Below are 15,265 nucleotides of genomic sequence, written 5' to 3'. Positions count from 1 at the left end.
TTTTCTCCGGTTAGCCTGGCGGACTTCTTATGGTAGCAAATAAAAAAAAGAGCCCAAGGAATAGATTCCTTGAGCCCTGTGTTTTGGTTGTGTATAGTAACGATTAACGGGTTCCGCCGGACAGTTGCTGCTCAGCAATTTGAACCAGCTTTTTCGTGATGTAGCCGCCAAGCGAGCCAGCGTCACGAGTCGATACGTTACCATAGTAGCCATCTTGTGGAATTTGTACGCCCAGAGATTGAGCAGCTTCCATCTTCAATTGCTGGAGTGCTTGGCTTGCTTGTGGTACCACTAGAGAGTTGCTGTTGCTGTTTCTGCTTGCCATACGGAATTTCTCCTTTCAATTCTGCACGTGGTGTGTGTTGCAAGCTTATTATGTGCAGGGTTCAGGAATCTATGCTCACTCCGTAAAAAATATATTTAAAAACTCGGAAGGAAGATCACTGATGTCTAAACCGCTTTCGCTGCTTTTTGCTGTTATCTCGACGCTTCTAATGTCTGCAACCGCTATATCCATCAGCCATAACCTTTGGTACACGCTGCTGCTCAGCATCGTCACAATCGGTTTTATCGGCATCGGGTTTATCGTTCGCGGCAGATCGCTGCGGCGCCAAGGATTCCAGCCTAAGCAATAACGCGATAGGCGGCCGAGCCTTCCTCCAGCTTCCCGCCGCTTGCGCTTGTCATAAAGAAAAGAAGCTTGCTGATTTCAGCAAGCTTCTTTTCTTTATCCGTTCTTTTTCCGGACATATTAACCGCGCGGCGCGAGGAAGCCCATCCGTTCTTTAACATCCGCTACCGTCCGGTTGGCAATAAGAGATGCTTTCGCTGCGCCTTCCTTCAGGATGCGGTGAATTTCGCCCGATTTCCGGATTTCATAATAACGCTGCTGCAGCGGTTCAAGCAGCTCTACAATCCGTTCCGCTAATTCTTTTTTGAATGGCCCATAGCCCTGCCCTTCAAAACGGGCTTCTATTTCAGGGATCGAAAGCCCCGATACTTGCGCATAAATGCTGATCAGGTTGCTGATTTCCGGCTTGTTCTCCGGATCATATTTCACTTCACGGCCGGAATCGGTTGTCGCCCGGCTAATTTTTTTGCGAATGACGCTAGGCTCATCAAGCAGTGCAATGTAGCTGCCCGGATTCGGGTTGCTTTTGCTCATTTTTTTGCTGGCGTCATCCAGCGACATAATGCGTGCGCCAACTTCCGGAATATACGGATTTGGAATCGTAAAATAGTCGCCAAACCGCGAATTGAAGCGCTGCGCTAAGTCACGAGTCAGCTCCAGGTGCTGCTTTTGATCGTCTCCGACCGGAACAAGATCCGCATTGTAAACAAGAATGTCAGCCGCCATCAGCGACGGATAAACAAGAAGCCCTGCGCCAACAGACTCTTTGCCCTGCGATTTATCTTTAAATTGCGTCATTCGCTCAAGCTCGCCCATCCCGGTGAGCGTCGTCATAATCCAGCCCAGCTCGGCATGCGCCGGCACATGGGATTGCACGAAAACATTCGATTTGGCCGGATCAATGCCTGCAGCAATAAAGAGAGCCGTTACCATTTCCGTCTGCTCCCGCAACGCTTCAGGCTCCTGCGGTACAGTAATCGCATGCATATCGACTACCATAAAATAACATTCTTCCGAGTCTTGAAGCTTAACGAAGTTGCGCATCGCTCCAATATAATTGCCGAGCGTCAGCTTGCCGCTTGGCTGAATCCCCGATAATACTTTACCCACAATCATCTACCCCTTTTATTCCTTGAATAAATTTGAAAACACAAAAAGGCCCTCGCCGCAAGGGACGAGGACCGTGGTGCCACCCTAATTCACTGTATCCGGCTTGAAGCCTGACCAGCCTTGGTTCCGTAACGTGGAATGGACCGGGACGGCATTAACAACTGCAGCCGCTTTGGCGACCGGCCATTGTGTTCCGCTGCCCTGCTCCGGGACCCATTCAAAATCGGCACATGCACCGGTTTGCACCTGACACCGGCTCTCTGCAAGCATGAATTCCGTTCCTACTTGTTCCCTTCATCGCATCTTACCCAAGCTTATACCGTGCGGCCGGCCGTGTCAAGGCGCTACAGCTCACGCCAGCTTTGCAGTTTGGAAGCATTGGAAGTAGGATTGCGGTAACTCCAGTTAGACATATTATAATTCGATTCGTAACTGATGCTAGCCGACCAAGAGTCCTGATTAGGGCGTACGGAAAAATCGTACAGTATCTCTCCATGCGTCCAATCCCGTCTAAGCTTTAGTGCATCGATCGCCAGTTGTCTGAAAGCTTGGACTTGTTTTGGCGTCATTCCTTTTTCGGCTGTTTCCAATTTACCGTTTCTGCTTTCAATTGGGTTGTTCTTTAAGCCAAATTTGCCTATTGCATTGTTGCGAATGTGAATCATGACAGTTCCTGCAGCGGCATTCGTAAGCTCCTTCTCGAGTTGGCGAAATACAAAATCAATTTGTCTCGCCAACGGCATAGCATCCAACTCCATCCTTTATTTCCTCCTTTCTATACTTTTACTTGCTTCTTACATTTGGTACTTGGTGCCTATTATAATTGTTATCCTAATTATTTACAATATAGGAAGTTGTGAAATACATCATTTTTTCATACTTTAGAACGATTTATGTCGAGTTGCATCGGAAATAAGCAATATGATTGTAGACCTATGTCGAAAGCGGATGCTATAATATGGATATTATTTAAAAGGGAGCGTTTACATATGAGAGAATGGTTTGAAGGATTAAGTGTTCGCAAAAAATTGACCATTATGAACTATGCTTCACTGCTTGTTATCGCGATCATTTTTAATGTCATTCTTATTGCATCTGGCGGTTCCTTTTTGACTGGCATTATTGCAACGGTCGTCCTCGCGGCAGCTGCGCAGCCTATAATTATTTTCCTGGATAAAACCATTCGCGGTTCTTTTGCCGAAATGTCCGACGCCGCATATCGCATCTCCAAAGGCGATTTCACGCAAAAAATTGATATGCTGTCTGCAGGTTCGCTGGGTGAGCTTGGCCATTCGTTCAACAGCATGATTGATAAATTACGCGATATTTTAAAAGAAACGACGACCATTACGCGCCATGTATCGGAAACAAGCCGGACGATCTTCGAAAGCAATACCGATATTAAAAACGCAATGGAGCAGGTCGCTGTCTCCTCCACTGAGCTGGCCAAAGGCTCGAACGAAATTTCCGAGAGCATCTCGGATATGTCCAATTCCATTACGGAAATCGAAACGCTTGTAACCGGCTATGCCAACTCCACCCGTGAAATGAACAACCGTTCCCAAGCCACCCTCTCCCTCGTCGAACGCGGACGGGAAGCATTGGATACGCAGGCGGACGGCATGCGGAAAAATATTGAAGCCACGACTAAAGTATCGGAGACGATCCAGGAGCTTTCTCAAAAAGCCCAAGGCATCTCAGCGATTACCAAAACGATCTCGGATATTGCGGACCAGACGAATCTGCTTTCCTTAAACGCTTCAATTGAAGCGGCCCGTGCAGGCGAGCACGGCAAAGGATTTGCGGTTGTCGCCCAGGAAGTGCGCAAACTTGCTGAAGAATCAATGACGTCGACGAAGCAAGTGTTCAGCCTTGTAAAAGGCATTACCGACGGCATCAAGCATACGATTGAAATGATGAAAATTAACGAAGAAGTGGTTAGCCTGCAGGCAGAGCGGATTCGTGAAACCGAACAGGTGTTTATTGATATCGTTGACAGCATTCAATTTATTACGAAACAAATTGCCGTGTTCGCAGACGAAAGCGATACGATGCTGGACGGCGCCCGCAATATTTCTTCGTCGATTCAAAATATCTCCGCCATTACACAACAATCGGCAGCCGGTACGGAGCAAGTATCGGCATCAATGAACGAACAAATCGTTTCTGTACAAGCCGTTGTACAAGAAACCGAAAAGATGCTGGCCATGGCCAGCCAGCTGCAACGGACGATTCAAGTTTTTAAAATATAGCGCATCTTGTCTTGCGGTCTAGAAGAAGCGTGCACCGGCAAGCCGTTTACGGTTTGCAGGCGCATGCTTCTTTTTTTTTGCATCAAACCGAACAAAGGCGGACACACTAAACACGTTGTCTTTATTACCGGCTGCTACATATTTCCTTTAGAATAGGAGGCGTATTCGGATTGAACATCCATCGCTGGCCCGCCTGCTTCCTTGCTTTGCTTCTATTATGCCCGCTGCTTGCTGCAGGAGCGAACGCTGAGGCCGCCGCTGCCAAACCGGCCATAACCGCTGCCGATCACCATGCACAAGATATGTCCTGGGTCCGTCTGCGGCAGCGTTATCCGGAAACATTCGTCACAAACGGTTCCAGAAGCTCCAAACGGGTTGCATTAACATTTGATGATGCGCCGGATCCGCGGTTCACACCGCAAATATTAGATATTTTGAAGGAATATAACGTCAAAGCGACGTTTTTTGTCATCGGCTATAAAGCCCAAAAACATAAAGACCTGGTGGAGCGCATTCATCGCGAAGGCCATGTCATTGGCAATCATTCCTTCAACCATCCCGAATTTACCAAGTTGACCGCTGCGCAATTCCAGAAGCAAATCGGGGATACAGAACAAATTATAGATGAAACGGTTGGCTATAAACCGCGGTTCATCCGCCCGCCATACGGAGAACTAATGTCTTCTCAAGTCCGCTGGGCTCGCCGCCACAATTATACGATTGCGAATTGGGACGTCGATTCTGTGGACTGGAAGAGCAGCTCCAGCGAAACGATATTGCGCAATATAAGGCGAACGCTGCGATCCGGTTCTATCGTTCTGCAGCATGCCGGAGGCGGCGTAGGCGAAGATTTAAGCGGGACGATTAAAGCGCTCCCGGCGCTTATTGAGGAACTCGAGGAGGAAGGCTACGAGCTTGTAACGCTCCCGGTATTGCTCGGGACAGAGGCGGCTAAATAAAAAACCGGCGCCTCCGAGGAAGCGCCGGTTACACGAATATTATTTTAAAATGTAAACTTTAATGTTCTGAATGCCAAACGTGCTGACTTCAGCTGGCGTGCCCGGGATGAAAATATCGATACGATTCCCTTTAATCGCGCCGCCGGTATCCGTTGCTTTGGCGACAAAACCGCCGTCAGGAAGCCCTTTATGGCTGCCGTAACCGGTCACATACAGCTTGGTACCAAGCGGAATAACCGACGGATCTACCGCAATCGTCCCCAGTTTAAGCGGATTGCCAAAATAATCGACAGCGCCCCATTTGCCGTTTTCCGAAGCTGCAGAGGAATAAGCGGTCGCTTTAACTGTAAGCGTCTTGGAGAAAGCATACGACGTGCCGTCGCCGGCGATGATGGACTGCGCCGAAGCTGCCTTGGCAGTTACCGCTCCGGCAGCTGCTGTTTTAGCCGTTGCAGCTTTGGCTGCCGGGCTTGGAATAGCAATTTTTAAGCCGGCATAAATGTTAAGCGGATTGATTTTAGGATTAGCGGATTGAAGCTGGCTGATTGTGATGCCGTTTTTCTGAGCGAGACTCCAAAAGGTGTCTCCTTCTTTCGCTGTATAAGTGGATTGTGCTGCATGAGCAGGTCCTCCTGCAAGCATAAGCGCCAAACCGATGGATGCTGCCGCAGTTATGATCTTTTTCATGTTTTCATCCTCCTAATGTTGAAGCAAAACGAATTGTGATCGCCGCTTTGCTTTATGTACAAGCAACAGGATGGAGACAGGCCGCCTGTAACTGAAGCGGCCTATCCCGCAGTCCTTATGCGTTGCAGCTGATTCTGATTGTTAGCCGGTAAACTCTTGTACCCATTGGCCGTTGACATAACCAACGCCAATTTTGGTAAAGTTTTTGCTCAAAATGTTATCGCGGTGGCCTTGGCTGTTCATCCAAGCTTCCATAACGGCAGCCGGCGTTTGCTGGCCGGAAGCGATGTTTTCGCCTGCATAAGAATAAGTCACGCCAAAGGAAGACATCATATTAAAAGGCGAACCATACGTTGGCGAGTTATGATCAAAATAGTGGTTGTCGTTCATGTCCTTTGCTTTAGCCGTTGCAACTTTAGTCAGCAGCGCGTCTGCTTGTAGGGCAGGCAAGCCTGCTTTTTGGCGCTCCTGGTTCACAAGCTGCACCACTTGCGATTGAAAATCGCTCATCGAGGCTGCTGCGCCTGTGCTCGGCTTCTTCGCTGCCGTGCTTGTGCCCGGCTTGGCCGCTGCGCCTGTGCCCGGCTTCTTCGCTGCCGCGCTTGTGCCCGGCTTCTTCGCTGCCGCGCTTGTGCCCGGCTTCTTCGCTGCCGCGCTTGTGCCCGGCTTCTTCGCTGCCGCGCTTGTGCCCGGCTTCTTCGCTGCCGCGCTTGTGCCCGGCTTCGCCGCTGCGCTTGTGCCCGGCTTCTTCGCTGCCGTGCTTGTGTCCGGCTTCTTCGCTGCCGTGCTTGTGTCCGGCTTCTTCGTAACGGTAACGACATTGCTTACAAACACGCCGTTCGGCAAGTTCGTAATTTGAAAGCCGTATTTATCGGCAAGCTCTTTTAATGCAGAAGTTGTATTCATATTTATAGTAACGATGTTGGGATCAAGCTTCAGCATAGATGATGCGTTTGCGTGCGGCATCGTAAAACCTGTGGTCATTAATGCGGCAGCTGCTACTGTTGCGATTCCCAATCGGATTGTATGCTTTTTCATCAAACGTATCCCTCCATGTTTGTCAAAAGTTGTATCGCTCTTCGGTACGTCATCTATCGTAACATGCACTAAATCCCTGTAGCATGGCACAAAAACTGGAAACAACCCTCCAAAAAACAATTATGAGAAACAGTCATCCGCTTCTCATACTTTGCGCAACTCCAGTGGCCCCAACGGTTTTAAAGCGTTTTCATTATAAAAATCAATACGATTATGAGCGTAAATTAGAAATTACTCATCTTTGTTTGAAACGCAAAAAAAGCAATACCTACAACGTTAGCCGAAGCTAAACACCATAGGTATTGCTGAACGGATGGCAGTTATGGATTAAGCCATACGAATAAATTGGCCCGAAGCTTGCGATTCAAACGCGCTAATAATAACTTGCAGCGATTTGCGTCCTTCTTCGCCAGGAATCGGAACAGGCGTATCATTTACAATAGAAGAAATAAAGGCATCGATGACACCGCTTGAAAGCTGCTTCTCATTGGTCGAGATAGCGCCAACCTTATGTTTTTCTACCGTACCGTTGCGGAGCTCCACGATCACTTGATCGTTTTCATCCGTACCGATTTTCATCACGCCGTTCTCGCACCACAGGATCGTGCTGTTGTCTTCGCCTTTGTAATACGTCCAGCTAGCGACAAGCGTACCCATCGCGCCGCTTTTCATACGAAGCAGTACGGATGCGTTATCGTCCACTTCCGTGCCTTCTTTATGAAGCGTTCCGACAAAACCGGCTACTTCGGCTACTTCGTCTTGCAGCAGCCAGCGGATCAGGTCCGATTTATGAACGCCAAGGTCGCCCATTGCGCCCATAATAGCTTCCGGCTTGCGGAAGAACCAGCTCGCTGCGCCGTCAATGCTCCAAGCGTCAGGGCCAGGGTGGCCAAACGAAGTGCGGAACGTCAGCACTTTGCCAAGCACGCCGCTTTCCAAAATTTGTTTCGCTTTTACATGCGGCGGGAAGAAACGCTGGTTATGTCCAACCATCAGCTTCACGCCATTTTTTTGTGCTGCTTCAATCATGACGGCTGCTTCTTCATCCGTTACTGCCATCGGTTTTTCAACAAGCACATGCGCGCCTGCGTTAGCCGCTGCAATGGACACTTCCGCATGGAGATAGTTTGGCGTACATACGCTTACCGCATCCGGCTTCACTTCAGCCAGCATCGTTTTGTAATCGGCAAACGCTTTGCCGCCATGCGCTTCTGCATAATGCTGCGCGCGTTCGATAACCGGATCAACGAATGCGACAAGCTCTACGTTCTCGTTATTTACATACTCCGGAATATGGCGATGTTTCGAAATGGACCCGCAGCCTACAACTGCAACTCTAATTTTGCTCATGATTCATTTCCTGCCTTTCTTCTATTAATAAATATGATTATCTTTCAGCCACTGCATGCTCTCCGCAACCGCTTCAAACGGAGGACGCTCGCAGTTGTCCTGCTCGACGATCAGCCATTTCACTTCAGCTTGCTTGGCGCTTTCTACGATTTTGACAAGCGGAAGCTCGCCGCGTCCAAGCTCAACCGTATCCATCGCTGTACCCACTTTGCGGTAGTCCTTCAAATGAAGCAGCGGCAGGCGGCCGGCATACTTGGAAATATAGGCAAACGGATCCTGGCCGGCAAATTGTACCCAGCCGATATCCATTTCCACTTTCAGCAGATCGGAGCTAACGCGGTTGTATAGCGTGTCAAACACGAATTGTCCTTCCAATTCAACATGGAATTCAAAATCATGGTTATGGTAAGCGAACTCCAGCCCTTCTTCACGGAAACGCTTTCCGAACTGCTCAAATTGGACAATCAGCTTCGACCAAGTCTCCGCATCACGTTTGTTTTCAGGCAGCCAAGGGCAAATCGCATATTGTGCGCCAATCGTTTTCAGGTAGGCAATTTCCTGTTCCAGGTTTTCCTCCAGATTTGCAAGCGAGATATGGCTTCCGATTGCTTGAAGGCCAAGCTCTTGGAGCAGGTCTCGCAGCTTGTCCGCTTCCATGCCGCCGTAGCCGGCAAACTCAACGCCTTCATAACCTAATGCGGCTACTTTGCGCAGCATGCCTTCGAAATCAGCTTCCGCTTCATTTCTGAGCGTATACAGCTGCAGCCCGATATTGAAATTTCTCACTGTTTAGCACTCCTCTTCTTGGTCATTGTATGGAAAATGGTTATTGTTTGCTTCACAGTCCTAATTATAGCTGTCCGCTAAACCGGAAAATAGCCTGCATAATTAGTCTTTTTTTATGCAATTTTGCACTCCGCCCTTTGAAACCAAAAAGCTGTTTTATGCGTAACTAATATAGCGCAAAGCGGAAACTGCTCGCTTGCACCGTGATCCTGGCCATATAACGTGCATATTGCCGTTAAGCGTGCAGCTTTTACCCATTAAAAGCAATATTGTAACTTTTTTTTAAGACTTTATTAATAATAGTCAGGTAGAATAAGGGTAATGGAATTTAGGAATGGAGGTTATTATCAATGAAAACATTAATCCTGTTTCAAAATAAAACAATCCCTGTATACGTTACAGAATCCAATAATAAAAAAGCTGTAGATAAGCTGTCCGTTGTATTAAACCGCAAGCTGGAAACCGGCAAAAACGCGTTAAGGAACTGTATTAAATCGCTTATTAGCGTTGAAATAACTGGCAGTGAGGCTACGCTTCATTCCTATCATGAGAAAGATACGCTGACCATTTCGCTTTATTAATAAGCATTCCGCGCAGGCAATCCGGTCTCAGGCTTTGCCTGCTTTTTTTGGCATTTGGCATAAGAAAAGGGAACCGCATACGCCGTTAGAGCCGCCCCTTGTCTCGCAGACAGGGGACAGTCACATCTAACCGGCGAGCGCGGTTCCCTTTTTTCAGTTATGAATTGGATCCGGCTGCTCCAGCCGTCTGGCCGGCTGCTTGGCCGCTGCCTTGCCAATCGCCGCCGCGGCCTCCCATTCCCGGACCCCGGCCTCCGCCAAAGCCGCCCATGCCTACGCTGATCGTATCCAGCTGATCCTCCGAGCCGTCTACAAGTGTATACGTAATAATATCATCCGCTTTCAGATCGCTTAATGACAGATTCGTTTCCGTCATTTTATTGTTCTCGAACGAACGTTTTACAATTTGAGTCGAATCCGTCACTTGGAGCGTAATCGTTTCATCCGTAAACATGTTGTCGGTGTTCATGCCGCCGCCCTGCTGCCAGTTGCCGCGATTTTGGCCGCGCGCTCCGTCTGGCTTTTGCGACCCGTCCGAGCTTTGCGACCCGCCTGCTCCGCTCGTTCCGCCCGAAGCTTGTCCAGCAGCCTGGTCTCCGCCATTTTGCCCCTGCGGCGGCTGGCCTTTGCCTTCCGGCCGCTCTCTTCCTGTGAAAGACGACTTATATACCGTTATCGTATTGCCGTCGATCGATTTGATTTTGCCGAAAGCGCCGCGAACCGGCTGTCGGCCGTTTTGTGCCGAAGAAGAAGCGGCAGCCTGGCTGCCAGAGCCATTGCCTTGCGCCGCCGCAGCGCCGCCGTCATCCTTTGCGCCGCAGCCGGCAAGCACGAGAGCAAGAAGCGCGCCGCTCAGCGCGACTTTCCACGAGTTATTCATTTGCGATCATCCTTTCTGCCTAACGCCTTTCTTCTATCGTATCAGCGTTATATGAACAACAGATGAATACTCGCTTTTCCGCTCTGCTTTTCCGCTCTTTTGCAGCTGCCTTATCCGCTGTGCGTTAAATGAAGTTTCTTGTTCGACCGGTTGCTGAACACAAACAAGACGGTGCCGATCAGCCCGCACATGCCCGCTCCGACTAATAGCGCGGAAAGCGGAACATGGCTGGATAACGAAGCGCTTAACAGCGGACCAATCGTGCCCCGAAGGCCAAACATCATCAGATGCAGGCCAAATACGGTCGCTTCTCTGCCCGGCGCTAGCCGGACGATATAAGACAAGATGCCGATATCCCAAATTGCCTCGCCTATCCCTTGAATGCCGTTGCCTAATATAACCGCCGGATAGGTTCCCCATAAGCCGTAAATAAGCGGCACAATACCGTATGCGGCAATGCCCGCCGTAAGCGTGAATTTAATATCAAACCGGTCGATCATACGCCCGGCCAGCGCGTAAGCCACTAACAGACCTATATAATAAGCAATTCTTGCATAGCCGATTTCGGTATTGGACAGCTTCAGCGAATCGACCTGAATAATTTGATACAGCGGATTCGCGAGCATATTGCCAAAACCGGCAAAGGTTGTCGCCAGCAAAAAGACCGCAAGCGCCTTATTGCCCGACACGAGCTGCCACTGATCGCGAAAAGAAAAGACCGCGCCGGATTTGACGGCTGCCTGCTTCGGCAGCCGCAGCGTCTGAAACAAAGCTGCCGAAAGCGAGCCGGCAATAGCTGCCGCAATAAGCGGCCCAGCCGGTCCTGCAGCGTCCGACCAGCTGCCAACCGCATAAGCAAGCGGAATCATCAGCGTGCCCATCGCTACCCGCACATACCCCATCAGCCGGCCCCGGACATTGCCCGGATACATCCGGGATACAAGCGAAGCATAAGCCGGCGCCTGGATGCCCATTAATATTTGATACATAATAGCGGTAAATACATATACGGTCGAGTGGGCAAAAAACGCCGGAAGCAGCAGCAGGAGCCGGCCGACCAAGTTCGGGATAATAACAAACGGGCGCGGACTGCGGCTTTTTTCAACCCAAACCGCCCATATCGGCGAAAAAATAAGTCCGATAGCCGGAGCGGCGGAGAGCAGTCCGACTTGAAGATTGCTGGCTCCCTGCTGAATCGCAAAAGGCATAAAAAACTGGTTCATGACCACATTAAACAAACTGAACAAACAAGACGTCCCAAAATCAATGCGGGCATTATGCCATACGCGGGGCGTCATCGGGAGCCCAAACTTTATCATACTTCGCCGGCTGCTGGATAACACGATTTGTGCGGCTCCTTTCAATGGAAGGGGTTTCATTATTGTAACTAACCCCTTATTAGAACAGAAAATAAATATTGGCGCAAGAGGGGTTTTTCGATTCCGCGCGTCAGCACCGAATAACCCCTTTTTGCGCCGTTGGAGCGGCTGATTATGAGGAGTGAAGTTGTTTAATGCCGGCCATAAACGTATCCAGCACCAGCTTTATGCTCTCCTGAATGTGAAGCGGCATGCCAAAGCCGCCTTTGCTGTCAATGGAAACAAATCCGTGCAGCAGGCTGCGAAATCCGCGTACAAGATGTATGCCGGTTTCCTCATCCAGCCCAAACGACTGCAGCACATGTACCATTAATTCTACAATACGCCTTCCTGCCGCTTGAATAACAGGATCGCTCTGGTCGCGAAGCGTAGATTCGTACAGCCCCGGATGAGTCCGCGCAAAATCCAAGTAGGCATTCGCCAGCGCATGGATGGCTTCCTCGCCACTCAAACCTTGCACCGCCTCCTCGATTGCAGCGGTAAAGCGGCCAATTCCATATACCGCCAGCTTGCTGCGCAGTTCCGGCAACCCGTTCACATGATTGTACAACGAAGGGGAGCGGACCCCCAGCTTCGCCGCCAGCGCCGATAACGTAACCGCCTCCCAGCCTTCCCGGTCTGCAATTCCGGCAGCGGCTTCAACAATCGTATCCGCATCAAGCCCGATTCTTGGTGACATGCTGCAATGGCTCCTTTCGCTGCAATTTGCGTTCAGCGGTTTTTATCGCTTGCCGCATCGCGGCTTGCGGCTCGGCAAGCACCGGCCCGTGGCCGACAGCGAGCAGGGACGGCTCCAGCGCCGCGAGTTTGCGGGCGGAATCCAGTGCCGTCAGTTTACTCCACGTCGCCATTGCGGGAAACGGGAACAACGGACGCACAATGCCCGAAACCGCGATGCCCGCCCTCGTCTGGAAGGCATCGCCTGCAATAAGCGTGCTGCTTCTCGTATCTATAAACGCCATCGATCCGGGTGTGTGCCCCGGAGCGAGAACCGCCAGCAAGGAACCGACGCGTTCTCCGTCCTGCAGCAGCACATCCGGCTTAATCAGCGCTTTCTTCGGCACGCCTCCGCGGACCGGCGACGGGTCTTCACCTGGATCCAGCGTCACATCTCCGGCAAGCAGCCTGGCGTCGCGCGCGGAAATAATGATCGCGGCAGCCGGCAGCTCCCGTTTCAGCGCAGCAGCTGCTCCGATATGGTCGTCATGCGCATGCGTCAGCACGATGCGTGTGATCGGTTTGCCGATCCGGCGGGCTGCCTGAAGTATGCCTCTCCAGCTGTAAGGAAGCGCCGCGTCGATTAACGTCAGGCTGTCCTCTTCTTCAACCAAATAGCAATTGACGGGAAATAAACGCGGCAGAAACGACAGCTGGTATACATGGCCAAACTTTGTCATCTTCATGAAAATCGCCTCCTGAAATAAAAACTAATACCATTAGTTTTATAATAACTAATGGTATTAGTTTTTGCAAGGCTATTTTCCCGCAAGCCAAGCCTATTTTTTAGTACAACGACAAGAAATAAATTTTTTTATCGCACAGAAAAAACGCATGGGATGATACCCGGATTTTACGTCCTTTTCGATTTTGTTTCGTCTACCCCTGTCAACGATGCGGCTAAAAAGGAAGGAATGACAATGGTCACACACCTTTGCTTCCTAGAATACCACTCCAGCAGCACACCAAAAAAGCATACGAAAAGAGAGGGAATCTCATTGTTCAAGAGGCAGTTGGTATTCGATTTGATGTGATATATTCAAAACAATTTATAAACCTGAATGCTGGTCTCCCTGCTCTCTTCCGTTTTACACGGTTCACTGCACTGTCTGTAAGGGCAAGTTTTCTCACGGCCGTCTACTTAACCTGATCGATCGAAAGGCTCAACTTATAATTGCCGTACTTCAGCACTTCCTCCAATAGTTTGTTCAGTTCAGAAGCGTCTCTAATCCGGATGCGCAACCAATAGCAGCCTTCACCACCTACACGATGCGCCTCCGCTACAGATTCAGACGACTGGACGAAGTCTCGGAAAGCTTGATGGGCTTGATTTGAGTTCATGAAGACGATAAGAAAGGCATGAACATTAAAACCAATCTTTTCGGGATTCCAACGCAGAGTATAACCTTCGATAACGCCGCTGTCTTCCAGCTTTCGTACCCGCGCGCCAACCGCCTGCCCAGTGAGATGGACGATCTCTCCGATCTCCTTGTAGGTAAGGAGCGCGTTATTTAATAAAGCTTGCAGAACCTTCAAATCTATATCATCAATGGCTTGGTTGGCCATTTGGCACCCACTCCTTTCACGGCGTAAGTAAAACCGCCTGAATTCGTTCATCAAGTTATGTATCGAGCCCAGAGACTATTGCTAAAATCAATATTATCACAGATCAACTTTTTGGGAGGAATTTCAAATGAACATTCAGCTCATTCGACATGCAACTTTATGGATTGAATATGCGGGAGTGACCTTCTTGTTAGACCCTATGTTCAGTGATCAGGCCGCCAACCCACCGATTTCCAATTCCGGCGACGAACGGCGCAATCCGCTCGTTCCATTGCCTGGCGCACTAGATACATGGCTCTCTCCGGACGCTGTACTCGTATCACACTTGCATCGCGATCACTGGGATGAAGCAGCAATGCTGAAACTACCGAAGTCATTGACTATATTCTGCCAGCAGGGAGATAGCGACGCTATCCGTTCGTCAGGATTTACCAACATAACGGAGATTCAAACCTCAGTAACCTTCCGAGGCGTAACCATTCAGCGTACGAATGGTCAACATGGGACAGGCGAAATCGGTCAGAAAATGGGGCATGTGTCCGGCTTCATCTTTCAAGCATCAGGAGAGCCCACACTTTACATCGCAGGAGATACAATTTGGTGTGAAGATGTGAAGATAGCGCTGGATACCTATAAACCCGATATGACAATTGTCAACGCAGGCGGGGCAAGATTTGCCGTTGGCGACGTGATTACGATGGATGAAGATAACGTAATCGAGCTAATCCGATACGCGCCATACACCCAGGTGGTTGCTATTCATATGGATTCCATCAACCATTGCCATGTCACAAGGGATGTGCTGCGGACGATGCTCTCCAAGCAGCAGTTGCTCGAGCGTGTCTACATCCCGGAGGATGGTGATTGGTTATGAACCGGACGAAAACAAACACCTCCGGCGTAATGATATCGACGGATAAGAGCTTGCTCGACCTCCCCTTTGCCTACCGCTATCTGCATGAGCATATGTACTGGGCGAAAAACCTAACGTTTGACGCTTTCGAGAGAGCCGTCGCCCATTCTGCAGTCGTGGTCGGCACGTACGATTCGTCGGTGAACGGACGACTGATCGGATTTGCCCGGGTCGTCTCGGACTGCGCAACCTTCGCCTATCTGACTGATGTCTTCGTCGTATCTAAGTTTCGTGGTCAAGGCTTGTCCAAGAGGATGATGGAGATCATTGTGAATCATCCAGATCTGCAAGGACTGCGGCGTTTCTTACTTGTAACCGAAGATGCGCAGGAGCTGTACGCCAAGTTTGGCTTTGAACTACCGAAGGACGGAGCAAACTGGATGCAAATATACAAAGGATAACTCGAGCAGACCGTG

At 49.8% G+C, this 15,265-nt stretch carries 20 protein-coding genes; 6 read left to right on the top strand and 14 right to left on the bottom strand.

Annotation, left to right across the window (positions count from 1 at the left end; all coding sequences use genetic code 11):
* Positions 1-103: 103 nt before the first annotated feature.
* On the bottom strand, positions 104-325 hold the full coding sequence (locus ET464_RS19265) for an alpha/beta-type small acid-soluble spore protein (RefSeq protein ID WP_129443762.1): 222 nt from the start codon (positions 323-325) through the stop codon (positions 104-106).
* A 121-nt stretch (positions 326-446) separates the two neighbouring features.
* Between ET464_RS19265 and ET464_RS19260 the strand changes: the two genes are divergently transcribed.
* The gene (locus ET464_RS19260) at positions 447-635 is read left to right on the top strand and encodes a hypothetical protein (RefSeq protein WP_129443760.1); all 189 of its coding nucleotides are present in this window, start codon (positions 447-449) and stop codon (positions 633-635) included.
* On the opposite strand, the gene ET464_RS20640 is transcribed toward ET464_RS19260, so the two are convergent.
* The 4 genes from ET464_RS20640 to ET464_RS19245 all read right to left on the bottom strand — a co-directional run bounded on the left by ET464_RS20640 (position 625) and on the right by ET464_RS19245 (position 2,499).
* A complete protein-coding gene (locus ET464_RS20640) occupies positions 625-750 on the bottom strand; it encodes a hypothetical protein (RefSeq protein WP_279630109.1) in 126 nt (41 codons plus the stop codon). The genes ET464_RS19260 and ET464_RS20640 overlap by 11 nt on opposite strands.
* A gap of 1 nt (position 751) precedes the next feature.
* Complete coding sequence (trpS, locus tag ET464_RS19255; protein ID WP_129443758.1) at positions 752-1,741, bottom strand: tryptophan--tRNA ligase; 990 nt, start codon at positions 1,739-1,741, stop codon at positions 752-754.
* A gap of 84 nt (positions 1,742-1,825) precedes the next feature.
* Entirely contained in the window at positions 1,826-2,011 is a 186-nt protein-coding gene (locus ET464_RS19250) for a hypothetical protein (protein ID WP_129443756.1), read from the bottom strand.
* Between the two features lie 74 nt (positions 2,012-2,085).
* Positions 2,086-2,499, bottom strand: coding sequence for an O-methyltransferase (locus ET464_RS19245; protein ID WP_129443754.1), 414 nt, complete (start codon positions 2,497-2,499; stop codon positions 2,086-2,088).
* A 231-nt stretch (positions 2,500-2,730) separates the two neighbouring features.
* Here ET464_RS19245 and ET464_RS19240 point away from each other — a divergent pair, with 231 nt between their 5' ends.
* Together ET464_RS19240 and ET464_RS19235 are read left to right on the top strand one after the other, a co-directional pair.
* Positions 2,731-3,993: a methyl-accepting chemotaxis protein gene (locus tag ET464_RS19240; RefSeq protein ID WP_129443752.1), complete on the top strand. Its 1,263-nt coding sequence runs from the start codon at positions 2,731-2,733 to the stop codon at positions 3,991-3,993.
* A 170-nt stretch (positions 3,994-4,163) separates the two neighbouring features.
* Positions 4,164-4,952 (top strand): polysaccharide deacetylase family protein, encoded by a 789-nt coding sequence (locus tag ET464_RS19235; protein ID WP_244226597.1) that lies wholly within the window; start codon positions 4,164-4,166, stop codon positions 4,950-4,952.
* Positions 4,953-4,991: 39 nt separating this feature from the next.
* On the opposite strand, the gene ET464_RS19230 is transcribed toward ET464_RS19235, so the two are convergent.
* The 4 genes from ET464_RS19230 to ET464_RS19215 all read right to left on the bottom strand — a co-directional run bounded on the left by ET464_RS19230 (position 4,992) and on the right by ET464_RS19215 (position 8,813).
* Positions 4,992-5,639: a 3D domain-containing protein gene (locus tag ET464_RS19230; RefSeq protein ID WP_129443750.1), complete on the bottom strand. Its 648-nt coding sequence runs from the start codon at positions 5,637-5,639 to the stop codon at positions 4,992-4,994.
* 141 nt (positions 5,640-5,780) lie between these two features.
* Positions 5,781-6,677 (bottom strand): CAP domain-containing protein, encoded by an 897-nt coding sequence (locus ET464_RS19225; protein ID WP_165280062.1) that lies wholly within the window; start codon positions 6,675-6,677, stop codon positions 5,781-5,783.
* A gap of 327 nt (positions 6,678-7,004) precedes the next feature.
* A complete protein-coding gene (locus tag ET464_RS19220) occupies positions 7,005-8,027 on the bottom strand; it encodes a Gfo/Idh/MocA family protein (RefSeq protein ID WP_129443747.1) in 1,023 nt (340 codons plus the stop codon).
* Between the two features lie 24 nt (positions 8,028-8,051).
* The gene (locus ET464_RS19215) at positions 8,052-8,813 is read right to left on the bottom strand and encodes a sugar phosphate isomerase/epimerase family protein (RefSeq protein WP_129443715.1); all 762 of its coding nucleotides are present in this window, start codon (positions 8,811-8,813) and stop codon (positions 8,052-8,054) included.
* Between the two features lie 350 nt (positions 8,814-9,163).
* Between ET464_RS19215 and ET464_RS19210 the strand changes: the two genes are divergently transcribed.
* The gene (locus ET464_RS19210; protein ID WP_129443713.1) at positions 9,164-9,394 is read left to right on the top strand and encodes a 3-dehydroquinate dehydratase; all 231 of its coding nucleotides are present in this window, start codon (positions 9,164-9,166) and stop codon (positions 9,392-9,394) included.
* Between the two features lie 157 nt (positions 9,395-9,551).
* On the opposite strand, the gene ET464_RS19205 is transcribed toward ET464_RS19210, so the two are convergent.
* The 5 genes from ET464_RS19205 to ET464_RS19185 form a co-directional block, all read right to left on the bottom strand.
* Positions 9,552-10,274: a hypothetical protein gene (locus ET464_RS19205; RefSeq protein ID WP_129443711.1), complete on the bottom strand. Its 723-nt coding sequence runs from the start codon at positions 10,272-10,274 to the stop codon at positions 9,552-9,554.
* 110 nt (positions 10,275-10,384) lie between these two features.
* Positions 10,385-11,593 (bottom strand): MFS transporter, encoded by a 1,209-nt coding sequence (locus ET464_RS19200; RefSeq protein ID WP_165280061.1) that lies wholly within the window; start codon positions 11,591-11,593, stop codon positions 10,385-10,387.
* 172 nt (positions 11,594-11,765) lie between these two features.
* A complete protein-coding gene (locus ET464_RS19195) occupies positions 11,766-12,332 on the bottom strand; it encodes a TetR/AcrR family transcriptional regulator (RefSeq protein ID WP_129443707.1) in 567 nt (188 codons plus the stop codon).
* Positions 12,310-13,056 carry an MBL fold metallo-hydrolase gene (locus ET464_RS19190; RefSeq protein WP_129443705.1) on the bottom strand — a complete coding sequence of 249 codons (747 nt, stop codon included), beginning with the start codon at positions 13,054-13,056 and terminating at the stop codon, positions 12,310-12,312. The genes ET464_RS19195 and ET464_RS19190 overlap by 23 nt, the downstream gene beginning before the upstream one ends.
* Before the next feature lie 451 nt (positions 13,057-13,507).
* Entirely contained in the window at positions 13,508-13,936 is a 429-nt protein-coding gene (locus ET464_RS19185) for an Lrp/AsnC family transcriptional regulator (RefSeq protein WP_129443703.1), read from the bottom strand.
* A gap of 127 nt (positions 13,937-14,063) precedes the next feature.
* Here ET464_RS19185 and ET464_RS19180 point away from each other — a divergent pair, with 127 nt between their 5' ends.
* Together ET464_RS19180 and ET464_RS19175 are read left to right on the top strand one after the other, a co-directional pair.
* Positions 14,064-14,810 (top strand): MBL fold metallo-hydrolase, encoded by a 747-nt coding sequence (locus ET464_RS19180; protein ID WP_129443701.1) that lies wholly within the window; start codon positions 14,064-14,066, stop codon positions 14,808-14,810.
* Positions 14,807-15,250 carry a GNAT family N-acetyltransferase gene (locus ET464_RS19175; protein ID WP_129443699.1) on the top strand — a complete coding sequence of 148 codons (444 nt, stop codon included), beginning with the start codon at positions 14,807-14,809 and terminating at the stop codon, positions 15,248-15,250. Before ET464_RS19180 ends, ET464_RS19175 begins: the two co-directional genes overlap by 4 nt.
* The last annotated feature ends 15 nt before the right edge of the window (positions 15,251-15,265 follow it).

Source organism: Paenibacillus protaetiae (genome assembly GCF_004135365.1).
Lineage (GTDB): Bacteria > Bacillota > Bacilli > Paenibacillales > Paenibacillaceae > Paenibacillus_AP > Paenibacillus_AP protaetiae.
This window is presented reverse-complemented; position numbering and strand designations above follow the sequence as displayed.

Bases quoted from the DNA above. Each gene is read 5' to 3' on its own strand.
- ET464_RS19265 (WP_129443762.1), bottom strand. From the start codon at position 325: ATGGCAAGCAGAAACAGCAACAGCAACTCTCTAGTGGTACCACAAGCA.
- ET464_RS19260 (WP_129443760.1), top strand. From the start codon at position 447: ATGTCTAAACCGCTTTCGCTGCTTTTTGCTGTTATCTCGACGCTTCTA.
- ET464_RS20640 (WP_279630109.1), bottom strand. From the start codon at position 750: ATGTCCGGAAAAAGAACGGATAAAGAAAAGAAGCTTGCTGAAATCAGC.
- ET464_RS19250 (WP_129443756.1), bottom strand. From the start codon at position 2,011: ATGCTTGCAGAGAGCCGGTGTCAGGTGCAAACCGGTGCATGTGCCGAT.
- ET464_RS19245 (WP_129443754.1), bottom strand. From the start codon at position 2,499: ATGGAGTTGGATGCTATGCCGTTGGCGAGACAAATTGATTTTGTATTT.
- ET464_RS19240 (WP_129443752.1), top strand. From the start codon at position 2,731: ATGAGAGAATGGTTTGAAGGATTAAGTGTTCGCAAAAAATTGACCATT.
- ET464_RS19230 (WP_129443750.1), bottom strand. From the start codon at position 5,639: ATGAAAAAGATCATAACTGCGGCAGCATCCATCGGTTTGGCGCTTATG.
- ET464_RS19225 (WP_165280062.1), bottom strand. From the start codon at position 6,677: ATGAAAAAGCATACAATCCGATTGGGAATCGCAACAGTAGCAGCTGCC.
- ET464_RS19220 (WP_129443747.1), bottom strand. From the start codon at position 8,027: ATGAGCAAAATTAGAGTTGCAGTTGTAGGCTGCGGGTCCATTTCGAAA.
- ET464_RS19210 (WP_129443713.1), top strand. From the start codon at position 9,164: ATGAAAACATTAATCCTGTTTCAAAATAAAACAATCCCTGTATACGTT.
- ET464_RS19205 (WP_129443711.1), bottom strand. From the start codon at position 10,274: ATGAATAACTCGTGGAAAGTCGCGCTGAGCGGCGCGCTTCTTGCTCTC.
- ET464_RS19200 (WP_165280061.1), bottom strand. From the start codon at position 11,593: ATGATAAAGTTTGGGCTCCCGATGACGCCCCGCGTATGGCATAATGCC.
- ET464_RS19195 (WP_129443707.1), bottom strand. From the start codon at position 12,332: ATGTCACCAAGAATCGGGCTTGATGCGGATACGATTGTTGAAGCCGCT.
- ET464_RS19190 (WP_129443705.1), bottom strand. From the start codon at position 13,056: ATGAAGATGACAAAGTTTGGCCATGTATACCAGCTGTCGTTTCTGCCG.
- ET464_RS19185 (WP_129443703.1), bottom strand. From the start codon at position 13,936: ATGGCCAACCAAGCCATTGATGATATAGATTTGAAGGTTCTGCAAGCT.
- ET464_RS19180 (WP_129443701.1), top strand. From the start codon at position 14,064: ATGAACATTCAGCTCATTCGACATGCAACTTTATGGATTGAATATGCG.
- ET464_RS19175 (WP_129443699.1), top strand. From the start codon at position 14,807: ATGAACCGGACGAAAACAAACACCTCCGGCGTAATGATATCGACGGAT.